Annotated in this window: 16 protein-coding genes; 8 read left to right on the forward strand and 8 right to left on the reverse strand. The window is 74.0% G+C overall.

Annotation, left to right across the window (positions count from 1 at the left end; genetic code table 11):
* Nucleotides 1–176: 176 nt before the first annotated feature.
* A complete protein-coding gene (ligD, locus tag VIM19_19515; GenBank protein HEY5187032.1) occupies nt 177–1,217 on the reverse strand; it encodes a non-homologous end-joining DNA ligase in 1,041 nt (346 codons plus the stop codon).
* Between the two features lie 61 nt (nt 1,218–1,278).
* Between ligD and msrB the strand changes: the two genes are divergently transcribed.
* A complete protein-coding gene (gene msrB / locus VIM19_19520) occupies nt 1,279–1,692 on the forward strand; it encodes a peptide-methionine (R)-S-oxide reductase MsrB (GenBank protein ID HEY5187033.1) in 414 nt (137 codons plus the stop codon).
* Nucleotides 1,693–1,695: 3 nt separating this feature from the next.
* Here the strand turns inward: msrB and VIM19_19525 are convergent, their stop codons facing one another.
* Genes VIM19_19525 through VIM19_19535 form a run of 3 tightly spaced genes read right to left on the reverse strand, consistent with a single transcriptional unit; the run spans nt 1,696 to nt 4,136 of the window.
* Nucleotides 1,696–3,087 carry an FAD-linked oxidase C-terminal domain-containing protein gene (locus VIM19_19525; GenBank protein ID HEY5187034.1) on the reverse strand — a complete coding sequence of 464 codons (1,392 nt, stop codon included), beginning with the start codon at nt 3,085–3,087 and terminating at the stop codon, nt 1,696–1,698.
* Nucleotides 3,088–3,124: 37 nt separating this feature from the next.
* Nucleotides 3,125–3,790, reverse strand: coding sequence for a hypothetical protein (locus tag VIM19_19530; GenBank protein HEY5187035.1), 666 nt, complete (start codon nt 3,788–3,790; stop codon nt 3,125–3,127).
* A gap of 1 nt (nt 3,791) precedes the next feature.
* Nucleotides 3,792–4,136, reverse strand: a complete 345-nt coding sequence (locus tag VIM19_19535; protein HEY5187036.1) for an STAS domain-containing protein — start codon at nt 4,134–4,136, stop codon at nt 3,792–3,794.
* Between the two features lie 181 nt (nt 4,137–4,317).
* On the opposite strand from VIM19_19535, the gene VIM19_19540 reads away from it, so the two are divergent.
* From VIM19_19540 to VIM19_19550, 3 genes are read left to right on the forward strand one after another with little or no spacing between them, the layout of a single operon-like run.
* Nucleotides 4,318–5,031, forward strand: coding sequence for a response regulator transcription factor (locus tag VIM19_19540; protein HEY5187037.1), 714 nt, complete (start codon nt 4,318–4,320; stop codon nt 5,029–5,031).
* Nucleotides 5,028–6,404 carry a HAMP domain-containing sensor histidine kinase gene (locus VIM19_19545; GenBank protein HEY5187038.1) on the forward strand — a complete coding sequence of 459 codons (1,377 nt, stop codon included), beginning with the start codon at nt 5,028–5,030 and terminating at the stop codon, nt 6,402–6,404. Before VIM19_19540 ends, VIM19_19545 begins: the two co-directional genes overlap by 4 nt.
* Complete coding sequence (locus VIM19_19550) at nt 6,401–7,042, forward strand: GerMN domain-containing protein (protein HEY5187039.1); 642 nt, start codon at nt 6,401–6,403, stop codon at nt 7,040–7,042. The genes VIM19_19545 and VIM19_19550 overlap by 4 nt, the downstream gene beginning before the upstream one ends.
* A gap of 3 nt (nt 7,043–7,045) precedes the next feature.
* Here VIM19_19550 and hemQ read toward each other — a convergent pair whose 3' ends face one another.
* Nucleotides 7,046–7,759: a hydrogen peroxide-dependent heme synthase gene (hemQ, locus tag VIM19_19555; protein ID HEY5187040.1), complete on the reverse strand. Its 714-nt coding sequence runs from the start codon at nt 7,757–7,759 to the stop codon at nt 7,046–7,048.
* Nucleotides 7,752–9,185 (reverse strand): protoporphyrinogen oxidase, encoded by a 1,434-nt coding sequence (hemG, locus tag VIM19_19560; GenBank protein ID HEY5187041.1) that lies wholly within the window; start codon nt 9,183–9,185, stop codon nt 7,752–7,754. The genes hemQ and hemG overlap by 8 nt, the downstream gene beginning before the upstream one ends.
* Before the next feature lie 120 nt (nt 9,186–9,305).
* Between hemG and VIM19_19565 the strand changes: the two genes are divergently transcribed.
* Complete coding sequence (locus VIM19_19565) at nt 9,306–10,205, forward strand: DUF4349 domain-containing protein (GenBank protein HEY5187042.1); 900 nt, start codon at nt 9,306–9,308, stop codon at nt 10,203–10,205.
* Nucleotides 10,206–10,292: 87 nt separating this feature from the next.
* Here VIM19_19565 and hemE read toward each other — a convergent pair whose 3' ends face one another.
* Nucleotides 10,293–11,363 (reverse strand): uroporphyrinogen decarboxylase, encoded by a 1,071-nt coding sequence (hemE, locus tag VIM19_19570; protein HEY5187043.1) that lies wholly within the window; start codon nt 11,361–11,363, stop codon nt 10,293–10,295.
* A 90-nt stretch (nt 11,364–11,453) separates the two neighbouring features.
* On the opposite strand from hemE, the gene VIM19_19575 reads away from it, so the two are divergent.
* Nucleotides 11,454–11,654 carry a hypothetical protein gene (locus VIM19_19575; protein HEY5187044.1) on the forward strand — a complete coding sequence of 67 codons (201 nt, stop codon included), beginning with the start codon at nt 11,454–11,456 and terminating at the stop codon, nt 11,652–11,654.
* Nucleotides 11,655–11,668: 14 nt separating this feature from the next.
* Here the strand turns inward: VIM19_19575 and VIM19_19580 are convergent, their stop codons facing one another.
* A complete protein-coding gene (locus tag VIM19_19580; protein ID HEY5187045.1) occupies nt 11,669–12,520 on the reverse strand; it encodes a DMT family transporter in 852 nt (283 codons plus the stop codon).
* An 84-nt stretch (nt 12,521–12,604) separates the two neighbouring features.
* Here VIM19_19580 and VIM19_19585 point away from each other — a divergent pair, with 84 nt between their 5' ends.
* The gene (locus tag VIM19_19585; protein ID HEY5187046.1) at nt 12,605–13,192 is read left to right on the forward strand and encodes a DUF3000 domain-containing protein; all 588 of its coding nucleotides are present in this window, start codon (nt 12,605–12,607) and stop codon (nt 13,190–13,192) included.
* A 139-nt stretch (nt 13,193–13,331) separates the two neighbouring features.
* On the forward strand, nt 13,332–13,913 hold the full coding sequence (locus VIM19_19590; GenBank protein ID HEY5187047.1) for a response regulator transcription factor: 582 nt from the start codon (nt 13,332–13,334) through the stop codon (nt 13,911–13,913).
* The last annotated feature ends 24 nt before the right edge of the window (nt 13,914–13,937 follow it).

Raw genomic sequence — 13,937 nt, forward strand, 5'->3', positions numbered from 1 at the left:
CGCCAGCACCGGACCACCGCTCACGACCTGACCCGTCCACCCGTCCGACAGGACCCGACCGGAAACCCAAACGTGGAAGAGCCGGAGCACCCGGCGGCATCACCACGCCCACACGCAGGCGACTCACCACACCGACATCAACGCCGCCATCCCCGGGCAATGCGGTGGATCCGGGCTTAGCGCCGGGGCTGGTCCTCGGCGCGGGCCCGGGACGGCTGCACCCGCTTCGGCTCGCCCGGCATCTTCGGGTAGTTCGGCGGGTAGGGCAGGTCCGTGAGTCCCCGCTGCCGCTCGTCCCGCTCGTACCACTCCAGCAGCGGCGTGATGTCGTGCGCGACGTCGTCGATAGCGGCGTGCAAGTCCCCCAGCTCGGCGAACCGGCCCGGCATGGTCACCACCGTGAAGTCCTCCGCCTCGACGTCGGGCAGCTCGGCCCAGGTGACCGGCGCGGAGACCAGACCGTCCGCGCGGCGCCGGGCGCTGTAGGCGCTGGCGATCGTCCGGTCCCGGGCGTTCTGGTTGTAGTCGACGAACACCTGCGCCCCCCGCTCCTCCTTCCACCAGCGGGTGGTGACCTCCATCGGTGCCCGGCGCTCCACCTCTCGGGCGAACGCGATGGCGGCCTGCCGCACCTGCGTGAACGTCCAGCGCGGCTGAATCCGGACGTAGACGTGCACCCCTCGGTTGCCGGAGGTCTTCGGAAAGCCGACCCAGCCCAGCTGGTCCATGATCGGGTGCACGAGGTTCGTGGCCACCCGGCGGGCGTCGACGAACCCGGTGCCCGGCTGCGGGTCGAGGTCGATGCGCAGCTCGTCCGGATGGTCCACGTCGGTGCACCGGGCGTGCCAGGGGTGGAACGTGACGGTGCCCAGGTTGGCCGCCCAGGCCACCGCGGCGACCTCCTCCACCCGCAGGGCGTCCGCGTGCCGTCCGGACGGGAACGCCACCCGGCAGGTGGGGATCCAGTCCGGCGCGTGCGTCGGCAGCCGCTTCTGATAGATCTCCTCCCCCGTCACGCCATCCGGGAACCGCTGCAGGTAGGTGGGGCGGGAGCGCAGCCCACGCAGCACCCCGTCCCCGACGGACACGTAGTACTCGACGAGGTGCCGCTTGGTGCCAGCCGCCTGGCCCAGCTGCGGGAAGTAGACCTTGTCCGGGTTGCTCACCCGGACCGTGCGCTGCCCGACCTGGAGCTCGATGGCGGGGATCGGGGCCATCCCCTGACGCTACCGGGGACTCCGCCAAGTGGCGAGCGCGACTTCGTCGTAGTGTCGGATCATGTCGCACCGTGTGGAGAAGTCCGAAAAGGAGTGGCGCCAACAGCTCACCCGTGAGGAGTACCGGGTGCTGCGGGAGGCCGCGACCGAGCGCGCGTTCACCGGCGAGTACGTCGAGACGGACACGACCGGCGTCTACACCTGCCGAGCCTGCGGGGCCGAGCTGTTCCGCTCGGCCGCGAAGTTCGAGAGCCGCTGTGGCTGGCCGTCGTTCTACCAGCCGACCGATACGGACGCCGTCGAGCTCGTCGAGGACCACTCGCTGGGGATGGACCGGGTCGAGGCGCGCTGCGCGAGCTGCGGCAGCCACCTCGGGCACGTCTTCGAGGGCGAGGGCTACCCGGTGCCGACCGACCAGCGGTGGTGCATCAACTCGGTCAGCCTGCGACTGGTCCCCAAGGATCCGACGGCCTGACCGTCAGCGCAGCGGCAGCGCCTTGCCGGGGTTGAGGATCCCGGCCGGGTCCCAGGCCCGCTTCACCGCGTGGTGCAGCGAGACCGCGGCGTCGTCCAGCTCGTCGTCCAGGCGACGCCGCTTCATCAGCCCCACCCCGTGCTCCCCAGTCACCGTGCCGCCCAGTTCGAGGGCCAGCACGAGCAGGTCGTCGAAGGCCAGCAGCGCCCGCTGCGCTGCCTCCTCGTCGCCGCGCGGGTAGATCACGGTGGGGTGCAGGTTGCCGTCACCGGCATGCCCGAACGTCCCGATGGTGAGCCCGCGGCGGTCGGCGACGTCCTCGATCCGGGCGATCGCCTCGGCCAGCCGGGACCGGGGCACCGCGATGTCGTCCAGCAGCCAGTCGCCGAGCCACTCCAGCGCGTGGATCGCCATCCGGCGCGCGCCGAGCAGCTGCTCGGCCTCCACCGGGTCGGTCGACCGGTGCCCCTCGACGGCGCCGGCCGTCTCGCAGGCGGCCAGCATGGCGTCGGCCTCGGCCTCGCCAGCCGCGCCGGGCAGGTCGCTCTGGGCCAGCAGCAGAGCGGCCGCGTCGGTGTCCAGCCCCATCGGCTGGAATGCCTCCACCGCACGCACCGTGGTCCGGTCCATGAGCTCGAGCAGGGACGGCGTGGTCGTGGCCAGGATCGTCTGGACGGCGCGCCCCGCGGCCACCACGTCGTCGAACAGACCGACCACTGTCGTGGGGGGTGGCGGCAGCGGCCGCAGCCGCAGCCGTGCCTGCGTGACGACGCCGAGGGTGCCCTCGCTGCCCACCATCAGCCCGAGCAGGTCGTAGCCGGCCACTCCCTTGACGCTGCGCCGCCCCAGGTGGGTGACCCGGCCGTCGGCCAGCACCACCTCCAGGCCCAGCACCGAGTCGCGGGTCACCCCGTACTTCACACAGCACAGCCCGCCGGCGTTGGTGTTGACGTTGCCGCCGATCGAGCAGAAGTCCTTCGACGCCGGGTCGGGCGCGTACCAGAGCCCGTAAGGCCGGACGTGGTCCCGCAGCTGGGTGTTGAGCACGCCCGGCTGGACGTCGGCGAACCCGTCGTGCTCGTGCACCCGGGTGACCTCGTCCATCTTCTCCAGGCTCAGCACGATCCCGCCGTCGACGGCGTTCGACCCGCCGGCCAGGCCGGAGCCGGCGCCCCGGGGCACCACCGGCACGCGCAGGGCGTGTGCGGCCCGCAGCACGGTCTGCACCTGCCCGGTGCTGCGGGCGAAGACCACCGCCAGCGGCTGCCCGGACGGCGTCCCGGTGGAGCGGTCGTGCGTGTAGGAGGGCACCCGGTCCGGGTCGGTCACCATGGCGCCGTCCGGCAGGGCGTTCCCGAGCAGCTCGACGAGGTCGGATGACGCTGGGAGGTCCACCCGAGGAACCTAGCGCGGCCCCATCCAACCGCGCCGGTCAGCCGCTGGGGACCAGCACCGCCCGGCGGAGCACGGCCAGCGCCGCCCCGGAGGTCTCCACCGGCTGGGGGGGCTCGGCCGCCGGCATCAGGCCGGCCCACACCGCGTCGACCGAGTGGTGCAGCCGGTACTGGCGTGGGGCCGCGCCGAGGGCACCCGGGACGGTGTTCTCCAGGAACCCGGCCGAGAACACCAGCAGCAGGTGGCCGGGGTCGAGGGTCCCAGTGACGAGGCCGTCAGCCCCCGGCATGAGCGGGACGACGTTACCGGCGTCATGGGCCACGGCCGGTGCCGGGGACGCGAGCAGGCAGGAGGTCACCCGGCCGTCGGGGAACAGGTCGACCAGCGTGGCCGAGAAGCCGGCCGACGGGTCGCTGCGCCGGACGGTCCGGTCGAGCAGCTCGGCCACCCCGCTGAGCGGGGCGGCCGCGAGCGTCTCGCGCAGCACCAGCCGCGGCAGCAGGTCGGGCAGCTCCCGCCGCACGGCGGGCCGTGCGGCCACCTCGCCGACGACCATCCGGAGCCGGTCATGGGAGCGGGCCGCGAGCGCGATGCCCCCGTGGACACCGCCGCCGCAGCCGTCCCACGGCGCGAGCGGGCCGGAGGCGTGCAGCCGCAGGCTGGTGTCGAGCGGCGCGGTGCTCAGCGCCGGCGCGATGCTCATGTCAGGAGACGGCAGCCGACACGCCGGCCGGGGCCGACTGCTCGATCTGCAGCACCCGCCACAGGCCGGTCCGGTGCAGCAGCTCCAGGGTGCGCCGGTTGGGCCGGCGCAGCACCACCCCGCCCCCACGGACCCGGCAGGCCCGGTGCGTCCACAGCAGCGCGGCCACCGCCGTCGACGACAGCTGCTCCACCTGCGACACGTCCACGATGAGCACCCGGGCGCCAGCCAGCACCAGGTCGTGCAGCTCCCAGCGCAGGGTCGCGACCCCGTCCGCAACCATGTCGTCGGTCAGCTCGAGGACAGCCTCATCGGTGATGCCGTCGAAGCGCGGAGCGCTCTGCATGGTTCCTCCCGATGCGAGTCAGACCGGCGGGTCCGGTCCCGGTGGCCACCGAACCCTGCACCCCACCCTGCCCCGGACAGGTGACAGTCGAACCTCCCGTCTCTTTGCGGTTTCATGACGGGCCGCACCCGAGGGTGCTGGGGACGCCGAGGTCGGGGTCGACTCCTGGCAGCATGAAGGGGTGTCGCCACCACGCCTGCTCGTCGTCGAGGACGACGACCACATCCGAGCCGCCCTGAGGCTGGCCCTCGAGGACGAGGGTTACGAGGTCGTCGAGGCGGCCAGCGGAGAGGACGGCCTGGTCGTGGCCGGCCAGACCCCGGCCGACGTCATGCTCGTCGACCTCATGCTCGGCGGCATGGACGGGTTCAGCTTCATCCGGGAGATCCGCCGGTCCAGCGACGTCCCCATCGTCGTGGTGAGCGCCCGCGCCGACACCCACGACATCGTGGCCGGGCTGGAGGCGGGCGCCGACGACTACGTGACCAAGCCGTTCCAGGTCAAGGAGATCAGCGCCCGGCTGCGGGCACTGCTGCGCCGGACGCGGGGCGGCGCCGATCCTGGCGGGGACGACGAGGTCGTCATCGACCCGGGGTCGGGCGACCACCCGCCGCTCGTGCTGGCGCCGGGGCGCGGCGCCCTGCTGCGCGGCGGCGAGGAGGTGCACCTCACCCTCACCGAGTTCCGGCTGCTGTGCGAGCTCGCCTCCGCGCCGGGACGCGTGTTCAGCCGGGCCAGCCTGCTCACACGTGTGTGGGACCGCGGCTTCTTCGGCGACGAACGGATCGTCGACGTCCACGTCCGGCGGCTGCGCACCAAGATGGAGCCCGACCCTGGCAACCCCCGCTTCGTCATGACGGTGCGCGGTCTCGGATACCGGCTCGACCGGGCGTGACCGAGCCCCGCTGGCACCTACGCAGGCCCCGGGGCCTGCGGGACCGGGTCACGCTTGCGTTCAGCCTCGCCGCGTTCCTGATCTCCGTGGTGCTCGCCGGGTCCACCTACCTCGCAGCGAGGACGATCCTCATCGACCAGCGGGAGGGGACGGCGACCCGACAGGCGTACGTCGACGCGAACTTCGTGCGGGACCGGCTGACCGGCTCGGACACGACGGTCCCCGGCGTGCTGGCGGCGCTGAACCCGCCCAGCCAGTCGTTCGCCTTGATCAGCAGCTCCAGCCAGTGGTTCACGTCGGCACTGGCCATCGGCCCGGAGGCGCTGCCCAGCGCCCTGCGGGACCTCGTGCAAGCCGGCACGCCAGCCCACCAGCGCACCACGGTCGGGGGTGTGCCGGCCTTCGTGATCGGGGTGCCCATCCCGAGCGTCGGTGCGGACTACTACGAGGTGTCGCAGCTGACCGAGTTGGACAGCGCGCTGCGGGTGCTCAGCGGCGTCCTGCTGCTCGCAGCCGCCGTGACCACCGGGCTCGGGACCTTCCTCGGCCGTCGGCTCAGCCGGCTGGCCCTGCAACCCCTCGACGCGGTGGCCGGAACCGCCGCCGAGATCGCCTCCGGCGGCCTGGACACCCGGCTGCCGCCGACCAACGACCCCGACCTGGCCACCATCGTCGGCTCGTTCAACAGCATGGTCGACGCGCTGCAGCAGCGCATCGAGCGGGAGGCCCGGTTCGTGGGCGACGTGAGCCACGAGCTGCGGTCCCCGCTCACTACCCTGGTCACCTCGGTCGACGTCCTGCAGGGGCGCAGGGACGAGCTGCCCGAGCGGTCGCAGCGGGCCCTGGACCTCGTGCACGCCGAGCTGGACCGGTTCCGCCGGACCCTGGACGACCTGCTCGAGCTGGCCCGGTCCGAGGCGGGGCTGGACGACAAGGAGCTGGGGCTGGTGTCCCTGGACGAGCTGGTCCGACAGACGCTGCTGGGCAGCGGCCGCTCGACCGACCTGCTGCAGGTGGTGTCGCCGGTGGTGGTGCGCGCCGACAAGCGTCGGCTGGAGCGGGCCGTGCTGAACCTTCTGGACAACGCCGACCGGCACGGCGACGGGGTGGTCGCCGTCTCGGTGCGGACCTCCGGCGCCCGGGCGCTGGTGCTGGTCGACGACGCGGGCGCGGGGGTTCCGGCCGAGGAACGGGAGCGGATCTTCGAGCGCTTCGCCAGGGGTCCGGGAGGGACCCGGAAGTCGCCGGGGGCTGGTCTCGGGCTGGCGCTGGTCGACGAGACCGCACGGCTGCACGGCGGGGCGGTCCGGTGCGTGGACCGGCCGGGCGGGGGCGCCCGGTTCGTGCTGTCCCTGCCGAGGGCGGCCCGGTGAACGTCCGACGGCTGCGGCTGGTCACCGGCCTGCTGGCGGGGGTGCTGGCTCTGGCCGGCTGCGGGGTGCCGGTCGAAGTGGCGCCGTCCCCGATCGACCCGAGCAGCGTGCCGTTCGGGCTCAGCGACGCGGGGCCGAGCTCGGAGACGGCCAGCCCGTCACCGACCACGGCCGTCAACGCACCCACGGTGTACCTGGTGGACGCGACCCGGCCCACGACCTACCTGGTCCCCCGCTCCCGCTCGGGCGAGCTGCCGACTGACTCGGTGGGGGCGCTTCAGGTGGTGCTGCTCGACCTCGCGCAGGGCCCCAACGCCGACGACCGTGCGCTCGGCCTGACCAGCGCGGTGCCTCCGGGGGCGGTGCTGACGGTGGCCCAGCTGTCGAACGGCACGGCCACCATCGACATGTCCGGCGACTTCGCGAACCCGCCGGTGGCCGAGCAGCCACAGTTCGCCGGGCAGATCGTGCTCAGCGCGACCTCGGTGCCCGGCGTGGACCAGGTCCTGCTCACCAGCAACGGCCAGCAGCTGCAGCTGCCCGTCGCGGACGGGTCGATCACCGGTCTGCCGCTCACCGCGACGGACTACAGCTCGCTGCTCGCCCCGACGTCGGCGTCGTCCTCGCCGTCCGGCTGACGCTCAGGGCAGGTCGGCGACCAGCTCGGTGACCGGACGGCGACGTCCGGTGTAGAAAGGCACCTCCTCGCGCACGTGCAGCCGGGCCCGGGAGGCGCGCAGGTGGCGCATCAGGTCCACGATGCGGTGCAGCTCGTCGGCCTCGAACGCCAGCACCCACTCGTAGTCGCCCAGCGCGAACGCGGACACCGTGTTGGCCCGCACATCCGGGTAGCCGCGCGCCATCTGCCCGTGCTCGGCGAGCATGGCCCGGCGTTCGTCGTCCGGCAGCAGGTACCAGTCGTAGGAGCGCACGAACGGGTACACGCACACGTAGGCACGGGCCTCCTCCTCGGCGAGGAAGGCCGGCACGTGGCTCTTGTTGAACTCGGCCGGGCGGTGCAGGGCCGCCACCGACCACACCGGGCTGCACGCCCGTCCCAGCCCGGTGCGGCGCAGCCGCTGGTACGCCTCCTGCAGGGCGTCCGCGGACTCGGCGTGCCACCAGACCATGAAGTCGGCGTCGGCCCGCAGCCCGGCGACGTCGTAGACCCCGCGGACGACGACGTCCTTGGCGGCCAGCTGCTCGAACAGGGCCTCGACCTCGGTCGCGAGCGGCTCGCGCCGGGTGTCACCGAGCGGACGCTCCACCCGGAACACCGACCACATGGTGTACCGGACGATCGCGTTCAGGTCGCGGGCCCTGCGACGCGGGGTGTCAGGCTGGCTGTCAGGCATGGACCCATTGTTGACCCTGCGCGACCTCGGCGAGGACGCGGGTCGCGGCCCGTTCGCCGCTTTGGATGCAGGCCGGGATGCCCACGCCCTCGTAGGCGGCGCCGCACACGGCCAGGCCGGGCTGGGCCGCGACGGCCCGGCGGATCCGGTCCACCCGGTCCAGGTGGCCGACCGCGTACTGCGGCAGCGCGCCGCCCCACCGGGTAACCCTCGTGTCGATCGGGGCGTCCAGGATCCCGGTGGCGGCGGCCAGCTCGGACTGCGCCACCCAGGCCAGGTCGGCGTCGTCGCGCTGCAGGTCATGCTCCTCGCGGTGCCGGCCGACCGAGATCCGGACCGCGATCAGGTCGGGGTGCTGCTCGGCCAGCCAGCCCCACTTCGAGGTGGAGAAGGTGGCCGCCTTGATCACCCGCTGCTCGGACGGCGGGACCAGGAAGCCGGTCCCGTCCAGGCCGTGCGGCAGCGCCGCGCGGGGGAACACGAAGGTCACCACCCCGACGCTGGCGTACTCGATGGCGGCGAGCTCGGTCGCCGCGGTCGGCACCACGTCCCGCAGCAGCCGGCTGGTCGGCGTGGCCGGGGTGGCCAGCACCACCGCATCGGCGAACACGGACTCCGGCGCCCGGGCCGACCCGACGGTCAGCCGCCAGCCACCGGGACTGCGCCGCAGCTCGCGCACGGTCGCGCGGGTGCGGATGTGTGCTCCCGAGCCGGCCGCCACCGCGATTGGCAGCCGGCCCAGCCCGCCCCGCAGCGACGCGAAGGCCGGCCGGCCGATGCTTCGCCTGCGGCCGTTGCCGAGCACCTGCCGCACGCCGCGCAGCAGCGAGCGCTCGACCCGCACCGCGCCGGACAGCTGTGGCAGGGCGGCGTCCAGCGAGATGTCGTCCGCGTGGCCGGCGTACACCCCGCCGAGGATCGGCTCGACCAGCCGGTCGACGACCTCCCGGCCCACGCGGGCCGCGACGAACCGGCCGAGCGAGACGTCCGCACGCACCGGGGTGCTCGGCAGCAGATGGTCCAGCGGGATGCGGGCCAACGCGGGCACCGACAGCACCCCGCTGGCGGCCAGGGCGCGGAGGTCCCCCGGGATGCCCATGAGCTGGCCAGGTGGCAGCGGGCGCAGCCGGTTGCCGATCCACAGCGCCGCACCGGCGGTGCTCGCGTGCACGACGTCCGGGCCGAGCCCGACCGCATGGGTGAGGGTGACCGCCTCGTGCCGGCGCAGCAGCATGGACTCGGCACCCTCGTCGAGGATGAGCCCACCGACCTCGCTGGTGCGCAGCTTGCCGCCGATGGCGTCCGAGCCCTCGAACACGGTGACCCGGACCGCGCCTCCGGACATCGCGTTGAGGTGCCAGGCCGCGGCCAGCCCGGCGATGCCGCCGCCGACGACGGCGACGTGCGGGCGGGTCTCCTCGTCCATGTCCCCAGGATCCCAGACTCGCCGCGGGATAGCCGCCTGGACCCGCGGAACCGGGCCGACGGGTGCCTGCGTCGAACGCGGTGCCGGGAGCGCGTGGCTCCACGTCGAAGGGAACCGGCCATGGGTATCGGAACTCGACGGATGGGCCTGGGGGTGCTGGTGCTCGCCGTGGCCGTCACGGTGGCCGGCTGCGGCGGCACGGCACGGGACGTGACCGGCAGCAGCGGTGGGCCGGCGTCCATCACCGGCGTCGACACAGCGACCGCGCCCCGGGACGCCGCCTCCGGGACGGCCGAGAAGGCGGCCACCGGACCGGCCAGCCAGGCAGCCGACCGGTCCGTGGTGCGCACTGCCAGCCTGCAGGTCCGGACCGACGGCGAGGTGCTGGTGGCCTCGCGTCAGGCGGCGTCGATCGCGCAGGCAGCGGGCGGGTTCGTGTCCGGGGAGAACACCGCCAGCGACCCCGCGCACCCCACCAAGACGGTCTCCGAGCTGGTGCTGCGGGTGCCGAACGCGCGGCTGGGCTCGGTACTGGACCAGCTCGGTGCGCTCGGCGCCCTGCTGCAGCAACGTCAGGACGCCACCGACGTCACCGGCCAGGTGGTGGACCTCAACGCCCGGCTGGCCTCTCAGCGGGCCAGCGTGGAACGGGTGCGGGCCCTGCTCGCGCGGGCCACCACGATCGGGGACGTCGTGCAGATCGAGGGCGAACTGGCCCGCCGGGAGGCCGACCTGGAGTCCCTCGAGGCGCAGGTCAAGCAGCTGGCCGACCAGACCTCGCTGGCCACGGTCACCGTGACCCTGGTCGGCCCGGACACCCCGGCACCGGTCGAGCCCAGGCCGGCCGGCTTCCTGGCCGGGCTGGCCGCCGGCTGGCACGCGTTCACCGCGGCCGGGACCTGGCTGCTCACCGCGGTGGGGGCGGCGCTGCCGTTCCTGCTGCTCGCGGGGCTCGGCGCTCTCGTGGTTGTCGCCGTCCGCCGCCGGCGCCCCACCCAGGCCCCCACTCCTCCCGCATGAAGGGACCACCCTTCTGTGCGTGCTGCCGCACAAACCCACCCTTCACGGCGTCCGGCGGCTACCCGGCTCGGCCGGATGAAGGGCGCGTCATTGCGGTGGTGCGCACAGAAGGGACCCTTCATGCACGAGGGAAACGATGCGGGACAGCACGTCAGGGTCGGTGCCGGGCAGCACCCCGTGGCCCAGGTTGAACAGGTGCCCCTCCAGCCCGGCCGCGTCGGCGAGGACCTGGCAGACCCGCTGCTCCACGGCGTCCCACGGTGCGAAGGCGACGGCCGGGTCCAGGTTGCCCTGCAGCGCCTTCCCCGGACCGACCCGCCGGGCCGCCTCGTCCAGCGGCACCCGGAAGTCGACCCCGACGACGTCCGCCCCGGCCTCGCCCATGAGCCCGAGCAGCTCCCCGGTACCCACCCCGAAGTGGATCCGCGGCACCCCGAGGTCCGCCACCGCGGCCAGCACCTTCGCCGAGTGCGGCTGCACGTAGCGGACGTAGTCGGCGGCCGGCAGCGCGCCCACCCACGAGTCGAACAGCTGGACGGCCGACGCCCCCGCGGCCACCTGCAGCCGCAGGAACTCCGCCGCGATCCCGGCCAGCCGGTCCAGCAGCTGGTGCCACAGCGCCTCGTCCCCGTACATCAGCGCCTTGGTGTGCTCGTGGTTGCGGCTGGGCCCGCCCTCGACCAGGTAGCTGGCCAGCGTGAACGGCGCGCCGGCGAAGCCGATGAGCGGCGTCCCGCCCAGTTCGCCCACCAGCTGCCGCACGGCCTGCGTCACCGGCTCGACGTCGTCCGGCTCCAGCGGCCGCAGCCGCAGCACGTCGGCCGCCGACCGGACCGGCTGGGCGACCACTGGGCCCACCCCGGCCACGATGTCGAGGTCGACGCCGACCGTCTTCAGCGGCAGCACGATGTCGCTGAACAGGATCGCGGCGTCCACGCCGTACCGCCGCACCGGCTGCAGGGTGATCTCGGTAACCAGGTCCGGCCGCAGGCAGGACTCGAGCATCCCGACGCCCTCGCGCAGCCGGCGGTACTCCGGCAGCGACCGACCCGCCTGCCGCATGAACCACACCGGCGTGTGCGGAACCGACTCCCGGCGGCAGGCCCGCAGGAACGCGGAGTCGTGGACGGCGGACGACGACGCAGCAGCAGGGCTCACGGGACGGCATCGTCGCACGGCCGCGACCAGTGCGCTCGCCGCCCGCGTGGCGAGCCGGTGCCGTCGGCCGTCCGTGGCACCGTGGAAGCCATGCGGATCAGCGTGCTGCGCCACTGCCCCGGCTGCGCGACCGAGCGCGAGTTCGAGACCCCCACCTGCGCCGAGCACGGGGCCGACTGCCCCGAGCTGGCCTGCGTGATCTGCGGCTGGGCCCTCATCGGGCCGTTCGAGGTCGCCGTCGCGGCCGTCCGGGCGCCGTCCGGAACGCCGGCGGCGCGGCGGGCCGGCTGACCACTCGCCGTCGCTCAGACCCCGCCGGCGCCGATCAGCACCACCCCGAGCAGCGAGGCCGCCACCCCCACGTTCTGCACCCGCTGCATCCGCTCGCCGTGCAGCAGCCGGGCCAGCAGCACGGTCATGACCGGGTAGAGCGAGCCCAGCACCGACACCAGGCTGAGCAGCCCGGACTGGGTGGCCAGCGCGTACATCCCGTTCGCCAGGACATCGCCCGTGCCGGCCGCCGCGACGATCGGCAGGTCCCGCGCGGTCAGGCCGCCGAGCCGGCGCAGCCCCAGCGCGGCGAGCGCGACCAGACTGACCGCCGTCGTCCGCTGCACGACCAGTGTCATGCCCACGCTGTACTGGCTGCCCTTGGAGAGGAACCACAGCACCAGGCCGAACCCGACCGCCGAGACCAGCGCCAGCACCAGCGCCCGCGCCCCGCCGGGTACCCGTACGCCCTCCGCCGCGCGGAACTCCGGGCCGCTGGCCAGCACGACTCCGGCGATGGCCAGCGCTATCCCGGCCAGCTGCAGCCCGCTGGGGCGCTCACCCGACAGCAGCCCCGCAAGCACCGGGACGATAACGCCGGTGGCCGCCACCGGAGCGACCACGCCCATCGTGCCGATGGCCAGCGCCGAGTAGAAGACGACGAGCGACAGCATGCCGATCGCGCCCGCACCGATCGCCCAGGGCAGGTACCCCCCGGGGTCGTTGGCGGCGCCGAGCGGCAGCGCCACCAGCAGGACGCCGATCAGCCCCACGGTCTGGGATGAGCCGACCACGGCGAACGGGTGCACCCGTCGGGACAAGGTGCCGCCCAGGAAGTCGGCGCCGCCCCAGAGCAGGCTGGAGGCCAGGGCAAGCAGGGCGGTCATGTCGTGACCCACGGTAGCCGTCGGACACGCCGGTCCCGCGCGCGGCTGCCGGACGAGGGACCGCGGCGCACGTACCCTGCGGGCATGGCAGACCGCGGTGGGCCGGACCCGGCCCCCGAGCCGTTCCGTCGCGCGGTCGAGGCGCTGCGGTCGACTCGGCTGCGCCCGGAGGTGCTGCTCGAGGAGGCGCCCGCACCGCAGCGGCTGGCGCCGTTCGCCGTGGCGCTCACCGGCGACGTGGAGGACGGCGACGACGAGCTGGCCACCGGACGCTTCGTGCTCCTGCACGACCCCGCAGGGCACGACACCTGGCAGGGCAGCTTCCGGGTGGTGACGTTCGTCCGGGCCGAGCTCGAGCTCGAGCTGGCGGTCGACCCGATGCTGCCGTCGGTGGGCTGGGCCTGGCTGGAGGAGGCCATGGACTCCCGACGGCTTACCTGCACGGCGCTCAGCGGCACGGTGACCCGGGTGACCTCGGAGGCGTTCGGCACCATGGCCGACCGCGAGCCCACCGCCGAGATCGAGATCCGCGCGTCGTGGACGGCGCTGGACCCGGGCCTCGGCCCGCACCTGGAGGCCTGGGCCGACGTCCTGTGCACCGCCGCGGGGCTGCCCCCCGTCGCCCCGGGCGTGCTCACCATGCCGCGACCGCGCGACCGTCGGGCCCGCTGACCGTCGTCCGGAGGCCGGACCCCGCGCTACAGAACCTCCGCACGGCGGCCGATGCAGTGGATGTCAGCATCCGACATCAGCACCGGCGGCAGGAGGAAGGGTGAGCGCTCTCGTCGAGCAGCGCGGCGTCAGCTACGCCATGCGCTCGCCGCGCTTCACCGCGCTCGTCGCGGTCTCCGACGCGGGGCTGCGCGGGGACGTCGTCCGCAGCCTGCACGGGCTCGGCGCGGCCGAGGTCACCGAGGCGGCCAGCATCGCCGAGGCGCAGGCGCGCACCCGGACCGCCCCGCCAAGCGACCTGCTGGTCGTCGAGACGATGCTCTCCGACGGGACCGGGGTCTCCCTGATCAACTCGCTGCGCGCCTCCGGCTGGCAGCGCTGCATCGTCATCGCCGCCGACGGTGACCCGTTCTCGGTCCGTGGCGCGCTCGCGGCGGGGGTCCGTGGGTTCGTGGTGGGTGCCTCGGGCCGGTCGACGGCCCGGTCCGACCCGGCCCAGCTGACGCCGCGCGGCACCACCGGCGTCCACTCGCTGTCGGCGCGCGAGATCGAGGTGCTGCGACTCGTGGCGGACGGGCAGTCCAACCGGGAGATCGGCACGACGCTGCACCTGTCCGCGCTCACCGTGAAGAGCCACCTGGCACGTATCGCCCGCAAGCTCGGCACCGGGGACCGGGCTGAGATGGTTGCGGTGTCCATGCGGGCCCGCATCATCGACTGACCGCCGCGCGCCAGCGCCGCCCGC

This window comes from Actinomycetes bacterium (assembly GCA_036510875.1).
Lineage (GTDB): Bacteria > Actinomycetota > Actinomycetes > Prado026 > Prado026 > DATCDE01.

Coding starts and splice junctions, on each gene's coding strand:
- ligD (HEY5187032.1), bottom strand. CDS start 1,217: ATGGCCCCGATCCCCGCCATCGAGCTCCAGGTCGGGCAGCGCACGGTC.
- msrB (HEY5187033.1), top strand. CDS start 1,279: ATGTCGCACCGTGTGGAGAAGTCCGAAAAGGAGTGGCGCCAACAGCTC.
- VIM19_19530 (HEY5187035.1), bottom strand. CDS start 3,790: ATGAGCATCGCGCCGGCGCTGAGCACCGCGCCGCTCGACACCAGCCTG.
- VIM19_19535 (HEY5187036.1), bottom strand. CDS start 4,136: ATGCAGAGCGCTCCGCGCTTCGACGGCATCACCGATGAGGCTGTCCTC.
- hemQ (HEY5187040.1), bottom strand. CDS start 7,759: ATGCCTGACAGCCAGCCTGACACCCCGCGTCGCAGGGCCCGCGACCTG.
- hemG (HEY5187041.1), bottom strand. CDS start 9,185: ATGGACGAGGAGACCCGCCCGCACGTCGCCGTCGTCGGCGGCGGCATC.
- VIM19_19565 (HEY5187042.1), top strand. CDS start 9,306: ATGGGTATCGGAACTCGACGGATGGGCCTGGGGGTGCTGGTGCTCGCC.
- VIM19_19575 (HEY5187044.1), top strand. CDS start 11,454: ATGCGGATCAGCGTGCTGCGCCACTGCCCCGGCTGCGCGACCGAGCGC.
- VIM19_19580 (HEY5187045.1), bottom strand. CDS start 12,520: ATGACCGCCCTGCTTGCCCTGGCCTCCAGCCTGCTCTGGGGCGGCGCC.
- VIM19_19585 (HEY5187046.1), top strand. CDS start 12,605: ATGGCAGACCGCGGTGGGCCGGACCCGGCCCCCGAGCCGTTCCGTCGC.
- VIM19_19590 (HEY5187047.1), top strand. CDS start 13,332: ATGCGCTCGCCGCGCTTCACCGCGCTCGTCGCGGTCTCCGACGCGGGG.